The following is a 20159-nucleotide window of genomic DNA, read 5'->3' on the forward strand; positions in this document are numbered from 1 at the left end:
GGCCGTTTCTAATCCCATAACAGAATTTGCAGGTTCGGCTTGACCGGTACGGTCAGCCCTTGAGCGCCGGTGACCGGGGTTTGGGTGCCGCGCAGCGGGTCGTATAACGTGGCGCGGGCCAAGCCGGGCAAGTGCGCGTTGCCGCCCTGGGCCGACCAGAAAAACCACAGCCTGCGCCCGTCGGCGCGCGTCCAGGCGATGCTGAACAGGCCGTCGGGCAAGCGGTCGGCGCCGGGCGGGTCGGCGGGAGTGAGCCTGGGCCCGCTGACGTCGAGGAAATTTTTCAGTGCGGTGTAGACCGGCTTGGGATTGGCGTCGATGTCCAGCAAGCCGTAGGACTGGTCCCGCACGCTGGCGCGTTGGTCGAGGTCGCTCAGGGTAAACAGGAAGATTCTGTCGTAGTCCAGCGCGCTCATCAGTGCCAGGCGCCGTACCACGTAGTCGGCCTGGGCCTGCGGGCTGATGATGTCCTGGGCGTCCTTGGGCCCCTTATAGGTCGACCAGCCCCACTCGGTGCTCCATAAAGTCTGGACCCCGCTGCTCCGCAGGGCCTGGTTGAGCTGGGTAGTCTTGGCGATAAAGTCGAGGTTGGCGGGGTCGTTGCCTTCGGGCAATTGGGTGTAGGGGTGGTAGGACATCACCGTGTTCAGGCTTGCCACCCCCAGCGCACCGAGCGCCTCGAGCATGGACTGGCCGTTGGGCATTTCACTGAAGAACGCCATGCCGGCGGCCACCACCGGTTTGCTCGGGTTGACCGTGCGCAGCGCCGTGGCGGTGACCGTCAGCAGCCTGGCATAACCGGCAGGGTCCGCCACCGGGCGCCAGAAGCCCAACAGGTTCGGTTCGTTCCACACCTGCCAGGCGTTCACGCTGGGGTAGCGCTGGGACAACAGCAGCATGCGGTTGGCGAATACGTTCGGGTCTTTGGGCGGGTATTGGTCCTGGTAGGGCGCGCCGGCCGGTGCAGTGGTCGCGAACGGCGCGGACCCGACGAGGTAGAACACCGACTTGAGCTGATTGGCCTGCAGCTTCTGCACCAACTGATCCAGGGTAGCTACCTGATATTGGCCCTCGACGGGCTCCAGCTGGTCCCAGTGCAGATCCAGGCGCACCCACTCCAACCCCAGCGCCTTGAGGCGATCGATCTGCTTCTGATAGCGCTCGGGGCTGAACCACAGGAACTGCGCGTTCACCCCCAGGAAATCCTTCCATACCACCACCTTGCCGGCCTTGAGCACATGGCTTTCGGCGTCCGCCTGGCGGCCCCAGAAAAACCCCGTCAGGCCAAGGGCGACGATCACGGTCAGCGTGGCGAAGTAGGTGCGTTTACGCGCCATGGCGAACTCCTGCGATGGCTTGGTCAAACAGTTCGATGAATGTGCCGGCGGTCTTGGGCCACAGGCGCTCGCGCCCGATTTCGCCGGCGCGCTCGGCCCAGTCCCTGGCCAGCAGCGGTTGGCGCGCCAGTCTCAGGAGCTGCTCGCCCAGCGCGGCTACATCGCCTTCGGGGTAGATGGCGCCGTTGCCGCTGGCGACTTCCTCGGCAAACGCACGGGCATCGGAGGTGATTGCGCCGCGCCCACAGGCCGTGGCCCAGGACAGCGCGCCACTGGTGCCGCGCTGGCGCCCCAGCAGGCCGAGTTTTTTCGATTCGCGATAAGGCAGCACCATGACGTGGTGAGCCTGGATCGTCTGGGCGATCTGATCAGCCGGCAGGTTCAGTTGCCAGTCGACGGCATCGGCCAGGCCCAGTTCGGCGATCTGTCCCTTGAGCTGTTCCAGGTAGTTGCCGCCCGCGCCGAAGGCCATTTCCGGCGCCGTGCCACCGGCCAGGGTCAGGCGCACCCGCTTGCGCAGCTGCGGGTCTTGATTGAATACGTCCGCCAGCGCCTGAACCAGGTCTTCAATGCCCTTGCCTCGGTAGATAAACCCGAAGTACAGCAGGCGCAGAGGCTCCAGAGGCGGCAGCGCAACCGGGTCGATGGCCAGATTGGCATGGTTGATCACCGCCACTTTGCCGGCGGGCAGTTGCATGCGCTGGCTCAGGCATTCGGCCCCCAGGCGCGTAAGGGTGATCAGCCGCGTCAGGTCCTGGGCGACCTGGCGTTCTTCGCGCAGGGTCAACGGATCGGCCAGCACCACCGCTGCCTGGGGCATCGGGCTGGGCAGGCGTTCGAGCAGGTTCAACGGAAACGGCAGCTGTTCGCGTCGCCACACCATCCGCTCGGGGTCGTGCACGGTGGCGGTCAGCGGCAATAGCGGACAGGCCTTGCGCAGTTCACGCAAGGCCAGGAATTCCCCCAGCCGGCCGCCGCCCAGCTCGGCATGGACCAGGTTCACGCTGTGCCAGTCAAAGGCGGCGATGGCCGACCTGATGGCCTCGCTGTTGCCCGCCACGCCCGCCAACGGTGTCAGCACCGTCACGCCGAGTGCTTGGAGTGCCGTGCGAAAATGGTTCGCGTAGTCGGCGATCCCGTTTTTCTCCGGCGGCAACGGCGCGAGCAGGGCGATACGCATCAGAACGCTCCCCGGTATTTGGCGATGGTCTTGAGCACCTTGGACGGCACCTCGAACTTGCGCCGGTTGATAATGATGCCGTCGACTTTGCCAAACGCAGTGTTGAGGATCGACAGCGCATGCTCGACCACCGGCACCGTGCTTTTCTGGGCTTCCACCACCAGTGCAATCAGGTCGGCGCGGCGCAGGGCGACAAACGCATCACGGTTGTCCAGCAGGGCCGAGGCGTCCAGCAGCACCACTTCACCGGGCGCCGCCGGTTCAGCACCGCCGACCCGCGCGTTGATGCCGTTCTCGTCCAGCAACTGACGCAGTTGTTCAACCACGAACGTCACCCCTTCGCCATGCCGTGCCGAGGTGAGCCCCAGGGTCAGGCCCTGTTCGGCGATGCGGTCTGGGCGCAACAGGCTGTACAGGCGGTAGATGCTCGCATTGAAGGCGTTGGTGCTTTGCGCGGTGCTGGTGTCCAGCTCCGGCAGGGTCGTCCACAGCGGCAGGCCGAACTTGCGCTCCACCAATCCGCCGTCGTGGATGCGTTGGTCCAACAAGTAGCACAGGTAGACCACCAGCAGTCCTACAACGATGGCGAATGGAATCGCCAGCATGAGCATTACCAGGGTTTTGGGAAAAATGCGCCCGGGGTTGAGGGTGGCTTCTTCGATTACGGCGATATTGCTGATCTGGCTGTTGTCCAGCTCACGGTCGATACGTGATTTTTCCAGATTGTCGACGTACAGCGCGTAGTTACGCTCGGTGGCGCTCAGTTCGCGGGCCAGACGGGTCAGTTCCGGTTCGATTTCCAAGGCTTGCTTGCGCTGGCCTTCGAGGTTGGCCAGTTGTTTCTGTTGCTGAGTCAACTGAGTGCGCAGGGCGCGGTTGTTGCTCGACTCATCCAGCAGCACCCGCTGCAAGTGAATTTCCAGCGTGTTCGGCGCGCGGTTCTCGGAGCTTTGCACCGTGTTGCTTTCGCTGGCGACCTGGGCCTGCATCGCCTTGATCGACGCATCCAGAGCTTTGACCGGCGGCGCGTTGTCGGTGTAGGTGCGCATCATGTCGGCTTTTTCCAGCAGCTTCTGATTGAGCAGGCGGCGCAGGTCCTGCTGCTGCGGGTTCAGTGCGATCTGGCGTACCGTGGTGACTTCCTTGGGCTGGCTCTTGAGCTGGTTGCGGGTGCTCTCGATGGCGCTGTCGGACGAGGCGATCAGGCGCGTGGTATTGAACACTTCGCCACGCAGCACGTTGATGCGCTCGGACAAATCCTCCAGGCGATCGGTGATGCTCGCCGCGCCAATCTCATTCAAGTGCGTGAGAATCTGCTGTTTGTAGCTCTTGATTTCGGTGGCGCTGTTGGACACCTGCCCCTCGTAGAAGGCATACAGGCTCTTGCGTCCCAGGGCCTGGGTGCGTTCGTTGATGTAGGTTTCGACCCAGTGCTTGACCACCTCCTGTGCGACCTGGGGGTCGCCCCAGGTGAAGGTAATGTCCATCACCGTGGAGCCGGCGGCATGGCTTACGTCAAAATTTTTCTCCAGGCTGGCGGCGAGGCGCTCGACCGGCGTGGTTTTCTCGACGACACCGACGGTTTCCAGCACCACGCGCAAACCGTCGAACACCGCGCCGATGGCGCTCTTGACGTAGTACTTGATGCGCTTCCAGGCACCTTCCGGCGGCGGCGCGTTGTCGAGCACTTCCAGGTAGTGCTCGGCCACGGCGCGCACGATCGGGCGGCCGGTCAGCAAGCGCTCTTCGTCGACGATCGGGTCGCGCTGGGTGCTGGGCATCACCAGGGCCTGGCGATTGCTGATCTCGATCGGCAACGTCGAATCACGCCCGGGCTTGACCAACAGGCGCGCGGTGGATTCGTACTTGGCCGGCAGCAGGAACGCCCCCAGCAGAATGATCACCAGCGCGGCGATGGCCGCCAGCTTGAACTCGTGGCGGAAAATGAAGAACAGGCGCAGAAGATCGCGAAAAGAACGGATCTCGATCATGGGATGTCGCTCCTTTTAATTGCTGCCGCCGCTGGTGCGCGTGTAGTTGTAGCCGACGCCAATGGACTTGGTGAACGGAATCAACTGGTTCAGGTAGGTATCCACGCCCTGGATGCGCTCGCCCACATTGGACTTGGGCACGAACACCACGTCGCCGCGTTGCAGGTGCACCGGTTTGCGTCCATTGGGGCCGGTCTTGAGCAACTGGCTGAAGTCCAGGAAGTACGCGCGGTAGGCGCCCTGGGCGTCTTCGCGCAGCAGGGCGACCATGCTGGCGTCGCCCGCCGGGTTGATCCCGCCGGCACCGACGATGGCCTGCTCCAGGGTGTTGGCCGTGGCGATCTGCACCGCGGTCGGGTTGTTCACCGCACCGCCGACGATCACCGAGTTGCCCGGCGCCTGGTTGATATTCACCGTCACGCGCGGCTCGCGATAGGTCGGCGCGAGCTTGTTGGTCAGCTCGGTGGCCAGCTCCGACGGTTGGCGCCCGGCGACCTGGATCGGCCCCAGGAACGGGTAGTTGATCTTGCCGTCGGTTTGCACGGTGTACAGCGTCAACTCGTAGATAGTGCTGACATTGAACGCCGACAGCGTGGGCATCTCGCCCGCGTCGCGCACGATGCGCAACTGGTCGCCGATGCGGATGCGTTCCACCGCCGGCGGCAACTGCGCCAGTTGATCGAGGGCGCGCTTGCCGTCCTCGACGGTCTTGTCATCCGGGGGCTCGATGCGTGCCGGTGTATTGCAGGCGGCCAGGGCCATCACGGCCAGGGCGAGCACGGTGCTTTTCATCAAGGGGGACGTCCTGTGGGTCATGCTGCTCACCTCCAATACCCGGGAAACATGCTGATGCGTCGCTTGAGGGACACAGGCAGGTGCCGCTCAAGATGGCCCAGCCGGTAACCCAGCAATTTGAATGCACTGCGCACCAATACCTCGGGCGCTCTGTGAAGCGCACCGGCCTTGCGCAAGGCGGTCAGTTCCGCCATTACATAGCGCTTGCCTTCGCCGCCGGCGTCGCCAAAAGCTTGCCGGATCCATGGCTCGCGGCCATAGAACACGCCGATGTCGAAGTAGCGGTGAAACTCGTCCATGAGCGAGTAGTCGTGGGAGTGATATACCAACGACGTGGCCGCATAGCGCACCTTGTAGCCGTCGAGCAGCAGGCGCGCCGCGACGTAGGCATCTTCACTGCCGATGACGTCGACGGGGAAACCGCCCACGGCGTGCAGCGCACTGCGTCGGTACACGGAAAACGAGTCGGAGCTGAAGCAGGTCTTGATCCCCAGCTCCGGCGCGTCGGCCAGGCTCTTGCTGCGACTCAGGGGCGGATAGTTGAAGTGCCGCGACTGCGCCCCCAGCACACCGGCGGCGGGGTGCGGCAACTGGCGACCGTAGGCAACACCGTTGAGCGGATCCTGGTGCAGCTCATCGAGCAGGTTGGCAAAGGTTTCGGCAGACGCGGGGATGGCGTCCTGGGTCATCACGATCAATGCATCGCCGCCTACCTGTTCGCTGGCCCAGCGCCGAGTGCCGCCGTGATTGAAGGTGCGCGCATCGATCACTTCGACCCGCGCGCCGAATGCGCGAAAGCGCGCCACGGTGTCATCGCTGGAGGCGCTGTCCACCACCAGCATCTCGTCCGGTTGCAGCGTCTGCATCTGGAGCGCCGGCAGCAACCGCGCCAAGTGACCGGATGCGTTACGGGTCGGAATGATCAGTGCGGTGCGCATGTCATTTTTTCACGTCGGCCGGGGCGCGGCCGTAAATATCATCGAAGCGCACGATGTCGTCCTCGCCCAGGTATTCGCCGCTCTGTACCTCGATCATCACCAGGTCGATGATGCCGGGGTTGGTCAGCCGATGTTTGTGCCCGGCGGGGATGTAGGTGGATTCGTTGGCGTTGATCAGGAATTCGCGTTCGCCATTGGTAATCTGCGCAGCGCCGCTGACCACCACCCAGTGTTCGCTGCGGTGGTGATGCATTTGCAGCGACAGCGAGGCCAGGGGCTTGACCACGATGCGCTTGATTTTGAAGCGGCTGCTTTCCTCCAGCACCGTATAGGTGCCCCACGGCCGCGTGACGGTACGGTGCAGGCTGTACGCCGGATGATTCTGGCGCTTGAGTTCGGCGACGATGTAACGCACATCCTGGCTGCGGTGGGCGTCGGCGATCAGCAGCGCGTCGGGGGTGTCGACAATGATCAGGTCGCGCACGCCGACTGCCCCGAGCACACGCTTGGGCGAGTCGATGTAACAGTTGTGTACGTCATGCAAAATCGCTTCGCCATTGACTTGGTTGCCATGGGCATCGTTGGGCGTGAGCTGACGCAACGCCTCCCAGGAACCGATATCGCTCCAGCCGATATCACAGGGGATCACGGCCACCTTGGTGGACTTTTCCATCAGCGCCACGTCGATGGAAATATCCGGTGCATTGCCGAACGCGTCCGCGTCCAACTCACGCTGGCGCGAGGTGGTGTTCTGCAAGCTCTGGCTGTGTTCCAGCGCGGCGCGACCGGCGTGCAGCACATCGGGCGCGTGGGTGGCCAGTTCTTCCACCAGCGTGCTGGCGTTGAAGCAGAACATGCCGGCGTTCCACAGGTGTTGGCCGCCGTCGAGGTAGGCCTGGGCGGTAGCCTGGTCGGGTTTTTCGACGAAGCGTTTGACGCGGTTGCCATAGGTGAGCGCTTCGCCTTGCTCGATATAGCCAAAGCCGGTTTCCGCATGGTCGGGCTGGATGCCGAAGGTCACCAGGTAACCGGCGGTGGCCAGCTCGCGGGCCTGGACCACCGCCTCGGCGAACGCGACTTCATTGAGAATCAGATGGTCCGCCGGCATCACCAGCAGTTGCGCCGCATCGCCGAAATGCTCTTGCACATGCAACGCCGCCACCGCAATGGCCGCCGCCGTGTTGCGCCCGAAGGGCTCCAGCAGCAGGTCCAGGGGCAGGCGGGCTTTGTTCACCCCGCGATAGTCATCAAGGGTGCGAAACAGCAGGTCGCGGTTGGTCACCGTGAGCACGCTTTGCACGTCGGGCAGCCTGGCGGCGCGCTGGAAAGTTTTCTGCAGCAGGCTCTGGCCGTCACGCATGCGCATGAAGGGCTTGGGCATGTTCTGCCGCGACACCGGCCACAGCCGTGTGCCCGAACCACCGGAAATGATGCAGGGGATTAATCCGTTGAGGGTATTCATCAATAGACTTCCTTGGTGGAAAGGACGGCCGGGACCGTCATGAAAACGATGTACAGGTCAAACCACACCGACCACTTGGAGATGTATTCCAAGTCGTACTCGACACGTTTCTGGATCTTGAACAGGGTGTCGGTTTCCCCCCGATACCCATTGATCTGTGCCCAGCCAGTGATGCCCGGCTTAACGCGATGACGCGAGCTGTATTCGCTGACCGCCACTTCGAAAGGAATGCCCGCCGCCTTGGTCGCCGTGGCATGCGGGCGCGGGCCGACCATGGACATGTTGCCCAGCAGCACATTGAACAGCTGCGGCAGCTCGTCGATGCTGGTCTTGCGGATGATGCGCCCCACGCGGGTGATGCGCGGGTCGGCGCGGGTGGTCTGGCGCTCGGCGGTGAAGTCGCTCTGGTCGGTATACATCGAGCGGAACTTGAATACCCGAATCTCGTTGTCGTTGTAGCCGAAACGGTTCTGCCGGAACAGCACCGGGCCCTTGGAGTCGAGCTTGATCGCAATCGCGGTTACCAGCATCACCGGCGACAGCGCCACCAGCGCCAGGCTGGCCAACAGCACATCCTCGCAGCGCTTGATCACCGGCGACCAGCCGCGCAGGGGCAATTGCGAAGTGTTGAACATCAGGATACCGCCCACGTCGGTGATGCGGCTGTGGCCGTAGCGCAAGGCCGCCATGTCGGGCACCAGCATCACATTCACCGACATTTGCCGCAGACGGTTGACCAGGCCGTGGATACGTTGCTCGGCGGCCCACGGCAGGCAGATCATCACTTGGTTGACCTGCTCGGCGCGGATCAGTTTTTCCAGGTCGCGGGTATTGCCCAGCAGGGGCAGGTTGCTCAGTTCCTTGGGGATGCGCTCGGTGCGGTCATCGATAAAACCCACCAGGCCGGAGCGAATATCGCCGTTGCGCTGCAGGTGCTCGGCCACATGCACAGCGGTGTCGGTAAAGCCCAGGATCACTGTGCGTTGCAGGTATTTGCCCTTGCGCATCAGGTTGCGGTACAGGCGCAGCATCAACAGGCGTTCCAGGCAGAACAGCCCCAGGCTGGCGATGTACCACGTCACCAGGTTGCGCGGCGTCAATTGCGGAAACATCTGCAGGATCTGGTACATGAACAGCAGGATGCAAAAGGCCGCCGACCAGGCCTTGATCTTGGTTTTCAGGCGCATGCGGTTGCTGAACAATTCTTCGGAGTAGATACCCAGCGCCTGGAACAAAATGATGGTCAATGCCGCGAAGAACACCAGCAGGCCCAGAAAGTGCGTGCGCAGTTCAGGCGCCATCGGCTCCAGGAACAGCACCAGCACCAACGGCGGCAAGATGGCCGACAGACCATGGATCAATTTGACGAAAACAACAAAAAACTCAACGAAACCGGCACGCGTTAAAAACAGGCTGTCGACGGACGACTTCTCTCGCATAAAACATCCCTCATTGCACACCAGACGCAAGTATTCGGTGTTGAAGCAATGAGCTGCTTCAATGCAAAAACCGAACAACTGAACGCTGGTTAATACGCAACTATCAATTCAAACGAGGCTATCCATTTGAAGGGAATTTGCGGGCGTAACGACTAAAGGATTAATTCCAAAATATGCTGGTCAATGAATTGACGGTGGTGCGGAGCGGCATGCTAGACGTGTTAAGCAGTCTGATTTTCGACATTTTATTGACTTTCCTTGTCCGAAACACTTCGTCTACTGGGTGTGTTTTTGAGTGTAGAAACAAATGTGGGATTTTTCCTGCTTAACGGTAAAAGCTTTTTTAAGAGGAGGGGGGAAGGGGGACAGAGGAAGGTTATCTACACCGTTCTAAAACACTGAGACATAACTCTGTGGTGAGCCCGCTCACCACAAAAACGTCATTTTTCCTGGTCATGTTTTCACGGGTGGGTATATAGCGAAGGTGTCATTAAGAGGCTCGCTCGCCATCTTCGCGACAAGCGAGCCTGAGACACGCTGAGACACCCTCAGCCCAGACGCGCAGCCGCGCGCGCGGTGATTTCGGCGCGGGTCTTGCGCGATTCGACGGTGCGTTTGTTGGCTTCGTCCAGCACCGCCTGCGGGGCGGTGTCCGGGCGGCCGGCGTTGAAGGGCGGGGCCGGGGCGTATTCAAGCTGCAACTGCACCAGTTGTGCAGCCGCCGGGCTGTACAGTTCTGCCGCCAGGGTCAGGGCGAAGTCGATGCCGGCGGTGATGCCGCCACCGGTCAACAGGTTGCCGTCGCGTACCACGCGACCCTGCACCGCAATGGCGCCGAGCGGGGTGAGCAGGTCGTGATAGGCCCAGTGCGTGGTGGCCTTGCGACCGCGCAGCAACCCAGCCGCGCCGAGCACGAGCGCGCCGGTGCACACCGAGGTCACGTAACGTGCGGTATCGGCCTGGGCCTTGAGGAAGTCCAGGGTCACCGGGTCTTCCATCAGCGCACCAACACCCGAACCGCCGGGCACGCAGATCACATCCAGGGCAGGGCACTCGGCATAGGTCATGGTCGGAGTGAACACCAGGCCGGTGCTGGAGGTGACCGGTGCCAGGTCTTTCCACACCAGGTGCAGCTTCACGTCCGGCAGCGAGCCGAGTACGTCATACGGCCCGGTGAGGTCCAATTGCTGGATGCCGGGGAACAAAACAAAACCGATGTGCAGGGTCATCAAAAGCGCTCCGAGATAGGGGTGGACGGCTTCACTGTAGAGGCCTAGGCTTTGGCGAATACGCCATTGAACCCACTAATCACGCCAATCATGTCCAGAACCGTTCATGTTCTCGCTTTCCCCAATGCCCAAGTGCTCGATGTCACCGGGCCGTTGCAGGTGTTCGCCTCCACCAATGACCTGGCGCGCCAGCGCGGTTTGCCGTTGCCTTATGCCGTGTCGGTCGTCGCAGCTCAAGCGCAACCGGTGGTGACGTCCGCGGGCCTGGCGCTGGTGGCCGAGCCGTTGCCCGCCGCCGATGCACCGTGCGACACCTTGGTCATTGCCGGCGGCTGGGGGGTATACAACGCCGCCGATGACCCCGCGCTGGTGGCGTGGGTGCGCGACAAGGCGCGGCATACCCGGCGCATGACCTCGGTGTGCACCGGCGCGTTTCTGTTGGCTGCCAGTGGACTGCTCGACGGTTGCCGCGTGGCGACGCACTGGACGCGTTGCGAGGAGTTGGCGAAGCGCTTCCCGTCGCTGACGGTGGAGGCCAATCCGATTTTTATCCAGCAAGGTTCGGTATGGACCTCCGCCGGCGTCACCGCTGGCATCGACCTGTGCCTGGCGTTGGTGGAAGAGGACCTGGGGCGCGCCGTGGCGTTGGAAGTCGCGCGCCACCTGGTGGTGTTTCTCAAACGCCCGGGCGGGCAGTCGCAATTCAGCGCGACCCTGGCCCTGCAAGAGGGCGGCAGCCGTTTTGCCGAGCTGCATGCCTGGATCGCGGAAAACCTCACCCTCGATTTAAACATCGCGACCCTGGCCAGCCAGGCGGGCATGAGCGAGCGCAGTTTTGTCCGTCACTACCGCGCCGAAACCGGCCAGACTCCCGCACGCGCCGTAGAACTGATCCGCGTCGAAACCGCGCGCCGACAGCTGGCCGACAGCAACGCCTCGATCAAACGCATCGCCGTGCAGTGCGGTTTCGGCTGCGAAGAGACGCTGCGCCGCAGCTTCCTGCGTGCCCTCGACGTGACGCCCCAGGCTTATCGCGAACGGTTTTGTGCTGCCATCGACACAAGTCTCAAAGGCTGAATTAAGTCTGTGGGAAACAGGCTTGCCGTGGTGAGCAGGCTTGCCCTGCGCCGGGCTGCGAAGCGGCCCCAAACACAGACACCTCGGAGTATCAGCTGAAACCGCATCGCCTGGAATGGGGCTGCTTCGCAGCCCAGCGCGGGGCGAGCCCGCTCACCACAAGATTCAACGGCTTGCCTTCCAGAGGGCCATCGGCAGGCAGGGCTGCCCACCCTCGCCGGGTCTTAGGGTTGCCACACGGTCTTTGCCCCACTCAACTTGCGGTCCAGGAATGTCGCCGCGCTGATCAAGGCCAAGTGGCTCAACGCCTGGGGCGTATTGCCCAGATGCCGCGCCTGGCTGTCGAACTCTTCGGCGTACAGACCCAAGGGATTGGCGTAGCGCAGCAGTTGCTCGAACTCCAGATGGGCCTTTTCCACCTGGCCGGCACGGGCCAGGCATTCGACGTACCAGAACGAACAGGCGGCAAAGGCGCCTTCGGTGCCCTGCAGGCCATCGATCTGGCTGTCGTCGTTGCGGTAGCGGTACACCATTCCGTCACGCACCAGACTTTTCTTGATGGCTTCCAGGGTACTCAACCAGCGCGGATCGGTGGCCGCGACGAAGCGCACCAGCGGCATCAGCAGCATCGAACCGTCCAGCGCGGTGCTGCCGATGTACTGCACAAAATGCCCGCGCTCTTCGTTCCAGAAGTTGCTCCAGATATCGGCGTAGATCGCCTGGCGGGTCTGGTCCCAACGCGCGAACGGCGCCGGCAGCGAGCGCTTGGAGGCCAGGCGTATCGCGCGGTCCAGCGCCACCCAGCACATCAGCCGCGAATGCAGGAAGTGATGTTGTTCACCACGCATTTCCCAGATGCCGACGTCTTTGCGATTCCAGATTTCGCAGACCTGATCGGCGACCTCCACCGTGTGTTTCCAGCCCTCATGGGAAATGGCTTCGCCGTACTTGTTGACCAGGTACACCGCATCCATCAGCTCGCCGTAGATGTCCAACTGAATCTGGTCGAATGCCTCGTTTCCGATACGCACCGGGGTGGCGCCGCCATGACCGCTGAAGTGCTCCAGTTCGCTCTCGGGCAATTGCTGGCGACCGTCGATGCCGTAGAGGATATTGATCTTGGTCGGCTGCCCGCAGCAATCGCTGACCCGCCCCTTGAGCCAGCGCATGTAGGCATTGGCCTCGTCGACAAAACCCAGACGCATGAACGCATAGACCGTAAACGAAGCGTCGCGGATCCAGGTGTAGCGGTAATCCCAGTTGCGTTCGCCGCCGGGGGTTTCCGGCAGGCCGAAGGTCGCGGCGGCGATGATTGCACCGTGTTTGCGCGACGTCAGCAGCTTGAGCGCCAGGGCGGAGCGGTTGACCATTTCGCGCCAACGCCCACGGTAAGTCGATTGCGCGATCCAGCCGCGCCAGAACTTGAGCGTGTGGGCCAGCGCCAGGTCGGTGCAACCGCCGTCCACCCGTGGATCGTCCCGGCCACCGAGCACGAACTCGGCGCTTTCTTCCTGGTTCAGCGTAAAGCTGGCCACGGCGATGTTGTCCTCCAGTTGCAGCGCATGGCTGCCGGCCAAGCGCAGGCCCGGTTGGCCGTCAGCGGTAAAACACACCGTGCGGTTGTCGAAGGAGGCGTGGGTCGGGGCGCGTGCGTAGTCATGGCGCACCGCGCAACGCAGATGCAGGGTCGCGGTGCCGCTGACCACGCGCACGCGGCGTATCAGCAGGGGCAGCTCGTCGACTTCCTCGCTGATCGCCAGCAGATCGGTGATCTCCACCACGGCTTTGTCGCTGAGCCAGCGGGTTTGCAGCACGTTGGTGTCGGGCAGGTAGATCTGCTCGCGCCGGGCGTCGGGCAGGTCCGGAGTGAGCTGGAAGGTTCCGGCTTCGGGCGTGTCCAGCAGCGCGCAGAAAATCGACGGACTGTCGAATTCCGGCCAGCAGAAAAAGTCGATGCTGCCTTTGTCGTTCACCAGGGCTGCGCTGCGCATGTCGCCAATGATGCCGTGGGCATCGATGGCGCTTTGGGGTTCGTTCTTAAGATCAACCATTGCCGCGAAACTCCGGGTAAAGGCTCATGCCGCCATCGATAAACAGGGTGCTGCCGACCACGTAGTCGGAGGCATCGCTGGCCAGCCACACCACGGCATTGGCCACATCCTCCACGTCACCTACGCGACCGTAGGGAATCAGTTTGAGCAGCTCTTTTTCGGCCGCGCCTTCGGTGGCGGCGCGGTTGATCGCCGTACGAATCGCCCCCGGCGCGATGCCGTTGATGCGAATGCGCTGTTCGCTGACTTCCTGGGCGAGGGTGCGCATCAGCATCTCCACGCCGCCTTTGGAAGCGGCATAGTTCACATGCCCGGCCCAGGGGATCAGTTGGTGCACCGAGCTCATATGGATGATTTTTCCGGCGGCCCGCGACACGCCTTCACGCACGCCCTGACGATTGAAAATCCGCACCGCCGCGCGGGCACAGAGGAATTGGCCGGTGAGGTTCACGCCGATCACGGTGTTCCAGTCGTCAAGGCTCATGTCGACCACGGCGGCGTCCTTTTGCATGCCGGAGTTGGCGACCAGGATGTCCAGGTGCCCGAAGGCATCGAGGGTCTGGGCGAACAGGCGCTCGACGTCAGCCTCCTTGGACACGTCTGCGCCGACGGCAATCGCACGTCCGCCCTCAGCATTGATCTGCGCCGCCAAGGCTTCAGCGGGGGCTGCCTGGGCGTTGTAGTTGAGCACGACCGCAGCGCCGGCCTGCGCCAGGGCCTTGGCGGCACCGGCACCGATTCCGGAACTGGCGCCGGTCACCAGCGCCACTTGTTGTTCCAACGAGATATGCATGGACAGCCAGCCTCTGATTCGTGAGTTCAAGTAGCTGACTGGCGGCGCATTGGGGAAGTTCAGATGCCTGACGGCGAGTGCACGCGGCCGCGACGGCCGACGGGAAGCAATTGCCGCGCTTAATGGGAAACATTACTATTCACGCCCCGCCTAACAGTGCTCCCGCGATGATCCCTCCGCCGCCCCGCAGAACAGGCTTTTTCGAGCACTACGAAGAGTTGATCGGGACGTGGACACGTCGTCTGAAAAATCGTCAGCAGGCCGAAGACCTGGCCCATGACACATTTGTGCGCGTGCTCGAATCTGAACCCGCTCAGGTTCAGCAACCCCGTGCATATCTGCATCAAACCGCGCGCAATATCGCAGTGGACGCCTACCGTCGCGACGATCGACGCGACGCTATGCTCCAGGACGCCGGCGATCAGCGCGCCTCCCACACCGGCGACCCTGAGCACCTCATGCACGCGATACAGTTGGCGGAGGCTATTGAACGGGCGCTGGCCGAATTGCCGCTCAACTGCCGGCGGATTTTCATCTGGCAGAAGATCGAAGGGCTCACCCAGCAGGAGATCGCCGATCGCCTGGGTTTGTCTAAAAACATGGTGGAAAAGTATATGATCCGCACGCTGCGGCATCTGCGTGATCGCCTGGACGCGCCGGCACCATGACTCGTATCGAAACAGGATCTGCCACGATGGATAACCGTGTCCGTGATGAGGCTGCCCAGTGGTTCGCGCGCCTGCAGGACGGCGAACTGAGCCCCGAGCAAACCCGGCGCTTCGAGGCCTGGCGCGCGGAACACCCGTCCCATCAATACGAGTTCGATGTGCTGCAAGGTCTGTGGCGCGCCGCCGACCTGCTGCCGCGGACGCGCTGCCAGGTGTTGCGCCAAGCGCCCGCCGAGCGGCCGCGCCGGTCTGCCGCCTGGCGTTATGCGGTGGCGGCGAGCGTGGTGGCAGGCGCGCTGGGGTTGGGATTGTTCAGCAGGCTCGATCATCCCAAGACCTTCCATGCCCAATTCAGCACCCGCCTGGGCGAGCATCGTCAGGTGACCCTGCCCGACGGTTCCTTGATGGATCTCAACAGTCGCAGCGTCGTCACGGTGACGTACGAGGGCGGTCGGCGCGGCGTGGCGCTGCAGCAGGGCGAGGCGATGTTCAGCGTCGAGCATGACGGCAGCCGTCCTTTCGTGGTCGATGCCGGCGTCGGGCGGGTCACGGTCACCGGCACACGTTTCGATGTGCGCCGCGATATCGATCAGACCCGTGTTGCCGTCGAGGCAGGCACGGTCAACGTCCAGGGGCGAGGGCCGGGCCAGCACGTCGTGCTGACCGCCGGGCGGGGCACCCATATCGACAGCCAAGGCGCGGTGGCGGCGGCCTACGCGGTGAATGCCGAGGAACTGACGGCCTGGCGCAGCGGCAAACTGGTGTTCAACAATGCCACCCTCGGCGAGGTCGCCCGGGAAGTGTCGCGCTACCGCGAGCAGCCGCTGCGGGTCAATCTGCCCGCTGTGGCAAACCTGCGCTTGACCAGTGTGTTCAAGGCCAACGACACCGATGCCTTGCTCAAAGCGTTGCCGCGCATTTTGCCGGTGGCCCTGCGCACCTTGCCGGACGGTAGCCAGGAAATTATTTCGCGCTGAAATTCAGGTTTTTATCGAGTTCTTCGTCTTCTCCTGCAACTGCAACTGGTTTGCATTAACGGCCGCCTACTTTTGGGCTCACAGGACAAGGTTCGACGTGAACAATTTCTCCCGCCACAACAATAAGAACCGCCGCTGGGTACCGCTGGCCCTGGCCTACGCTGTCAGTGCCTCTGCCTATGCCGACGACGCGATTCATATCCAGGCCCAGCCCCTCGGCACTGCGTTGAGCCAGCTCGGACAGCAGACGTCCCTGCAACTGTTCTTCAGCCCCGAACTGGTTGCCGGCAAACACGCGCCCGCGGTGGACGGCAACCTCAGCGCCGAGCAGGCCCTGCGCCAAGTGTTGCAAGGCAGCGGCCTGGACTACCAGATCGAGGCGGGGTCAGTGACCCTGCGCCCGCACCACAGCGGCAGCGGTGAAGCCGGCTCGCCGATTGAATTGGGCGCCACCGATATCAAGGTGGTCGGCGACTGGCTCGGCGATGCCAACGCCGAAGTCGTGCAGAACCATCCCGGCGCACGCACGGTTATCCGTCGCGAAGCCATGGTGGAGCAGGGCGCGCTGAACGTCGGCGAGGTATTGCGCCGCGTGCCAGGCGTGCAGGTGCAGGAAGCCAACGGCACCGGCGGCAGCGATATTTCCCTCAACGTGGGTGTACGCGGGCTCACGTCACGCCTGTCGCCACGCTCTACCGTGCTGATCGATGGCGTGCCGGCGGCCTTCGCGCCGTATGGCCAGCCGCAACTGTCGATGGCGCCGATTTCCGCCGGAAACCTGGACAGCATCGACGTGGTGCGTGGCGCCGGTTCGGTGCGCTACGGGCCACAAAACGTCGGTGGCGTGATCAACTTCGTGACCCGCGCAATCCCCGAAACGTTCTCCGGCGAGGTCGGCACCACCCTGCAGACGTCCGCCCATGGAGGCTGGAAACATATCGAAAACGCCTTTATCGGCGGTACCGCCGACAACGGCATCGGCGCCGCCTTGTTGTATTCCGGGGTCAACGGCAACGGATACCGCAACAGCAACAACGGCAATGACATCGACGACGTGATCTTCAAGACCCACTGGGCGCCGACCGACCAGGACGACTTCTCGCTGAATGTTCATTACTACGATGCCAGCGCTGACATGCCGGGCGGCTTGACCCAGAAACAGTTCGACGCCAACCCATACCAGTCGGTGCGCGATTGGGACAACTTCAGCGGCCGCCGCAAGGACGTGTCGTTCAAGTACATCCGGCAGATCGATGACCGTACCCAGGCCGAAGTGTTGACCTATTATTCCGACAGTTTCCGTGGCAGCAACATCGCCAACCGCGACCTGAAAACCATCAGTTCCTACCCGCGCACCTACTACACCTTCGGCATTGAACCGCGGGTGTCTCACGTCTTCGATCTGGGGCCCAGCACGCAGGAAGTCAGCGTGGGGTTTCGCTACCTCAAAGAAGGCATGCACGAGCAGGCCACCAGCCTCAACCTGGTCAACAACGTGCCCACGCCCGGTGGGCAGAACGACGGCCATGTGTACCAGGACCGCACCGGCGGTACCGAGGCCAACGCGTTCTATATCGATAACAAAATCGATATCGGCAAATGGACCATCACCCCAGGTATTCGCTTCGAAAACATCCGCACCGAATGGCACGACCGCCCGGTGATCGCCCTCAATGGCACACGCACTCCGGAAAAGCGTCGTGAGGTGCACAACAACGAGCCGCTGCCGGCCCTGAGCGTGATGTACCACGTTTCCGACGCCTGGAAAGTGTTCGCCAACTACGAGACCTCATTCGGTAGCCTGCAGTATTTCCAGCTGGGGCAGGGGGGGACCGGCAACCAGACCGCCAACGGCCTGAACCCGGAAAAGGCCAAGACCTACGAAATCGGCACGCGTTACAACGACGCCGTCTGGGGCGGCGAAGTGACGCTGTTCTACATCGACTTTGCCGATGAGCTGCAATACGTCAGCAACGACGTGGGCTGGACTAACCTCGGCGCCACCAAGCACGCCGGTGTCGAAGCGTCGGCGCATTACGACCTGGCCAATCTGGACCCGCGCCTCGAAGGCCTGACCGCCAATGCCGGGTTCACTTACACCAAGGCCACCTCCGAGGGCGATGTGCCCTTCAAGGGTCGCGACCTGCCGCTGTACTCGCGCGAAGTGGCGACCCTGGGCCTGCGTTACGACATCAACCGCTGGACCCACAATCTGGATGTGTATACCCAGTCCGGCCAGCGTGCCCCCGGTACCACCAGCACCTACGTCACCCAGGGCACCGCCGATGGCCAGTTCGGCGATATTCCCGGTTATGTGTCGGTCAACGTACGCAGCGGTTATGACTTCGGCGCGTCCTTGTCGAACCTGAAGTTGGGCGTGGGGGTAAAAAACGTCTTCGACCAGCAGCACTACACGCGCTCCAGCGACAACAACGCCGGGTTGTACCTGGGCGAACCGCGTACGTTCTTCGTACAGGCCAGCGTCGGATTCTGATCCTTGATCCCTTGGGAAAATGTCGCAGCTCTGTCCGGGGCTGCGATTTTTTTTGCCCGTTTCCTACAGGCTCGGCGTGCATCTTATTGCCCGAGCAGGAACCGATTCCGACATCCCCGCCACAGATGAGCCAGCTGTCGCGCTTCGACGCGATGTCGCAGCGGCAGGCTGACTATCACGCCCATTGTGTTGGAGAACACTATGTCGTTATCGACACCCGATACATCCTCAGCGGCTTCGTCTGCGCTTGACCGTTTCCAGGACAGTGCCAAAGCCGAATTCAAGGCTCGTCGCCCGGCGCCTGGTGCCTTGTCTTTCAACGACGCTAATACGGCAAACGTCAGTTTCTCTGTGCGAGAAGACAAGGCCGGTCCCGTGTTCGGCGATCTGCACGCACCGACAGAGCGCCATCATCCTGCTTATCCCGGCATGCCTGCCAGGCATCCAGGTTTTATGGACACGTTCAGGCAGTGGATGAACGCGCACTTCGGTTGGCACCGGCCGCCTCGGCCTCATCCGTGCTGCAGCAACCCTCCGCCAAGGCCGCAGCCTGGGTACGGTAACCCGCCGCCTCGTCCCGATCCCACTATCGGCAAACCCTATCCCACGCTGCCAGGCAGGCCCGATCCGCAGTACTCGCTGAAGAACAATGAACAATTGGCGAGCCAGTTGAGCAAAAACTTCGACGCCTTCATGGACCCCAAAAAACCCGGTTACGTCAGCATCGACAGTATTTATGCAATGGCAAATAAAGGGTGGTCGTCGGATCCGCGCGTTAACGAAAACATTCGCCTGGCCAAAGAAATGCTGCGCCGTCCGGACCTGCTCGGCGCCCTCGACCGGCACAGCTCCACCGGTGCGCTGGATGGCCTGATCGATCGGCAGAATGTGAACCGGGTCATCCATGGCGACAATTACTTCAAATACAACACCGATAAAGAACTGGTCGGGGAGCTGTATGAGCATTTCAGCGTCTTGAAAGACGGACCAGGGTCAGCGGACATCAGCATTTCCGATTTGAGGAACCTGGCGCGTGAACCTCTGACAGGCGATTCGCCCAAAGACCACCTGGTGCAGTTGGCGCAGGAACTTCTCAAACGCAGCGACCTGGTCACGAAGCTGGATAACCTGGCAAGCCAAAACGGTGACGGGCGGATCAACCTGCGCGCGCTTTTACTATTGCTTCGCTGACAGAACGGCACCGCAACCCGGTTGCGGTGCCTTCCACAACCTTGTAAGGAACTGATTACGTTGATTTGCCACATAGGAAATACCTGCCGGTGTTGATCGAACCGGCTGCATTTGGGGCTCCGAGCCAGGGCAAATACAATGACTTCGACCTCGTTTCAATCTCCTCGTCACGGTTGTCCTGAACCGTTTCACAGCGTCCGCGATGCTGATCCGGCGCTCTCACCGGGCATCTCGGCATCGCAGGATGTGCAGCCGCCCCCGGATTTGCATGTCGCCGAAGCTCGGCGCATGAAAGCCTTCGCCGGTCAGCGGCAGTTTCAGGCGCCGGTCGCCGATGATTTTTCCCGTGGCATGCACGCAGCCGGGCAGCCTGCCAATGATGCCTCCAAGCTAATCAAACCTGCGGGGCTGTTCGATGGCTTGGCCACGTGGTGGCGCCGCAGGCTCGGTTGAGCCGGTCGGGTGGTAGGTTCCTCAACTCCAGTGGTTACAAACGCTCAAATTTTACTGCGCTCGACGCGGCGTCCTTGCTGGAAC

Annotated in this window: 16 protein-coding genes; 6 read left to right on the forward strand and 10 right to left on the reverse strand. The window is 62.4% G+C overall.

Features of this window, described 5'->3' with window-relative positions; all coding sequences use genetic code 11:
• Positions 1-8 precede the first annotated feature (8 nt).
• The 8 genes from PSH94_RS09595 to inhA form a co-directional block, all read right to left on the reverse strand.
• The gene (locus PSH94_RS09595; RefSeq protein ID WP_181081355.1) at positions 9-1337 is read right to left on the reverse strand and encodes a beta-galactosidase; all 1329 of its coding nucleotides are present in this window, start codon (positions 1335-1337) and stop codon (positions 9-11) included.
• A complete protein-coding gene (locus PSH94_RS09600; RefSeq protein WP_305437250.1) occupies positions 1327-2517 on the reverse strand; it encodes a glycosyltransferase in 1191 nt (396 codons plus the stop codon). Before PSH94_RS09600 ends, PSH94_RS09595 begins: the two co-directional genes overlap by 11 nt.
• Positions 2517-4508 (reverse strand): exopolysaccharide transport family protein, encoded by a 1992-nt coding sequence (locus PSH94_RS09605; protein ID WP_253506331.1) that lies wholly within the window; start codon positions 4506-4508, stop codon positions 2517-2519. Before PSH94_RS09605 ends, PSH94_RS09600 begins: the two co-directional genes overlap by 1 nt.
• Positions 4509-4523: 15 nt before the next feature.
• Positions 4524-5300 (reverse strand): polysaccharide biosynthesis/export family protein, encoded by a 777-nt coding sequence (locus PSH94_RS09610; protein WP_181081410.1) that lies wholly within the window; start codon positions 5298-5300, stop codon positions 4524-4526.
• A 29-nt stretch (positions 5301-5329) separates the two neighbouring features.
• The gene (locus PSH94_RS09615) at positions 5330-6241 is read right to left on the reverse strand and encodes a glycosyltransferase family 2 protein (RefSeq protein ID WP_305437254.1); all 912 of its coding nucleotides are present in this window, start codon (positions 6239-6241) and stop codon (positions 5330-5332) included.
• 1 nt (position 6242) lies between these two features.
• Complete coding sequence (locus PSH94_RS09620; protein ID WP_305437256.1) at positions 6243-7703, reverse strand: mannose-1-phosphate guanylyltransferase/mannose-6-phosphate isomerase; 1461 nt, start codon at positions 7701-7703, stop codon at positions 6243-6245.
• Entirely contained in the window at positions 7703-9142 is a 1440-nt protein-coding gene (locus tag PSH94_RS09625) for an undecaprenyl-phosphate glucose phosphotransferase (protein ID WP_181081360.1), read from the reverse strand. The genes PSH94_RS09620 and PSH94_RS09625 overlap by 1 nt, the downstream gene beginning before the upstream one ends.
• A gap of 548 nt (positions 9143-9690) precedes the next feature.
• On the reverse strand, positions 9691-10371 hold the full coding sequence (gene inhA / locus PSH94_RS09630; RefSeq protein WP_181081361.1) for an isonitrile hydratase: 681 nt from the start codon (positions 10369-10371) through the stop codon (positions 9691-9693).
• 90 nt (positions 10372-10461) lie between these two features.
• Here inhA and PSH94_RS09635 point away from each other — a divergent pair, with 90 nt between their 5' ends.
• A complete protein-coding gene (locus PSH94_RS09635) occupies positions 10462-11448 on the forward strand; it encodes a GlxA family transcriptional regulator (RefSeq protein WP_305437259.1) in 987 nt (328 codons plus the stop codon).
• 224 nt (positions 11449-11672) lie between these two features.
• On the opposite strand, the gene PSH94_RS09640 is transcribed toward PSH94_RS09635, so the two are convergent.
• Positions 11673-13499, reverse strand: coding sequence for a glycoside hydrolase family 15 protein (locus PSH94_RS09640; protein WP_286800449.1), 1827 nt, complete (start codon positions 13497-13499; stop codon positions 11673-11675).
• A complete protein-coding gene (locus PSH94_RS09645) occupies positions 13492-14292 on the reverse strand; it encodes a glucose 1-dehydrogenase (RefSeq protein ID WP_181081364.1) in 801 nt (266 codons plus the stop codon). Before PSH94_RS09645 ends, PSH94_RS09640 begins: the two co-directional genes overlap by 8 nt.
• A gap of 167 nt (positions 14293-14459) precedes the next feature.
• Here PSH94_RS09645 and PSH94_RS09650 point away from each other — a divergent pair, with 167 nt between their 5' ends.
• The 5 genes from PSH94_RS09650 (at position 14460) to PSH94_RS09670 (ending at position 20075) form a co-directional block, all read left to right on the forward strand.
• Positions 14460-14960: a sigma-70 family RNA polymerase sigma factor gene (locus PSH94_RS09650; RefSeq protein ID WP_181081365.1), complete on the forward strand. Its 501-nt coding sequence runs from the start codon at positions 14460-14462 to the stop codon at positions 14958-14960.
• A 26-nt stretch (positions 14961-14986) separates the two neighbouring features.
• Entirely contained in the window at positions 14987-15937 is a 951-nt protein-coding gene (locus tag PSH94_RS09655; protein ID WP_305437264.1) for a FecR family protein, read from the forward strand.
• A 97-nt stretch (positions 15938-16034) separates the two neighbouring features.
• Positions 16035-18431, forward strand: coding sequence for a TonB-dependent receptor (locus PSH94_RS09660; RefSeq protein WP_305437266.1), 2397 nt, complete (start codon positions 16035-16037; stop codon positions 18429-18431).
• 201 nt (positions 18432-18632) lie between these two features.
• Positions 18633-19622 (forward strand): type III secretion effector protein, encoded by a 990-nt coding sequence (locus tag PSH94_RS09665; protein ID WP_305437268.1) that lies wholly within the window; start codon positions 18633-18635, stop codon positions 19620-19622.
• A gap of 138 nt (positions 19623-19760) precedes the next feature.
• A complete protein-coding gene (locus tag PSH94_RS09670; RefSeq protein WP_253506358.1) occupies positions 19761-20075 on the forward strand; it encodes a type III secretion protein in 315 nt (104 codons plus the stop codon).
• Positions 20076-20159 lie beyond the last annotated feature (84 nt).

The organism is Pseudomonas sp. FP2254, from assembly GCF_030687695.1.
Classification (GTDB): Bacteria; Pseudomonadota; Gammaproteobacteria; order Pseudomonadales; family Pseudomonadaceae; genus Aquipseudomonas; species Aquipseudomonas quebecensis.

Bases quoted from the DNA above. Each gene is read 5' to 3' on its own strand.
- PSH94_RS09595 (WP_181081355.1), bottom strand. From the start codon at position 1,337: ATGGCGCGTAAACGCACCTACTTCGCCACGCTGACCGTGATCGTCGCC.
- PSH94_RS09600 (WP_305437250.1), bottom strand. From the start codon at position 2,517: ATGCGTATCGCCCTGCTCGCGCCGTTGCCGCCGGAGAAAAACGGGATC.
- PSH94_RS09605 (WP_253506331.1), bottom strand. From the start codon at position 4,508: ATGATCGAGATCCGTTCTTTTCGCGATCTTCTGCGCCTGTTCTTCATT.
- PSH94_RS09610 (WP_181081410.1), bottom strand. From the start codon at position 5,300: ATGAAAAGCACCGTGCTCGCCCTGGCCGTGATGGCCCTGGCCGCCTGC.
- PSH94_RS09615 (WP_305437254.1), bottom strand. From the start codon at position 6,241: ATGCGCACCGCACTGATCATTCCGACCCGTAACGCATCCGGTCACTTG.
- PSH94_RS09620 (WP_305437256.1), bottom strand. From the start codon at position 7,703: ATGAATACCCTCAACGGATTAATCCCCTGCATCATTTCCGGTGGTTCG.
- PSH94_RS09625 (WP_181081360.1), bottom strand. From the start codon at position 9,142: ATGCGAGAGAAGTCGTCCGTCGACAGCCTGTTTTTAACGCGTGCCGGT.
- inhA (WP_181081361.1), bottom strand. From the start codon at position 10,371: ATGACCCTGCACATCGGTTTTGTTTTGTTCCCCGGCATCCAGCAATTG.
- PSH94_RS09635 (WP_305437259.1), top strand. From the start codon at position 10,462: ATGTCCAGAACCGTTCATGTTCTCGCTTTCCCCAATGCCCAAGTGCTC.
- PSH94_RS09640 (WP_286800449.1), bottom strand. From the start codon at position 13,499: ATGGTTGATCTTAAGAACGAACCCCAAAGCGCCATCGATGCCCACGGC.
- PSH94_RS09645 (WP_181081364.1), bottom strand. From the start codon at position 14,292: ATGCATATCTCGTTGGAACAACAAGTGGCGCTGGTGACCGGCGCCAGT.
- PSH94_RS09650 (WP_181081365.1), top strand. From the start codon at position 14,460: ATGATCCCTCCGCCGCCCCGCAGAACAGGCTTTTTCGAGCACTACGAA.
- PSH94_RS09655 (WP_305437264.1), top strand. From the start codon at position 14,987: ATGGATAACCGTGTCCGTGATGAGGCTGCCCAGTGGTTCGCGCGCCTG.
- PSH94_RS09665 (WP_305437268.1), top strand. From the start codon at position 18,633: ATGTCGTTATCGACACCCGATACATCCTCAGCGGCTTCGTCTGCGCTT.
- PSH94_RS09670 (WP_253506358.1), top strand. From the start codon at position 19,761: ATGACTTCGACCTCGTTTCAATCTCCTCGTCACGGTTGTCCTGAACCG.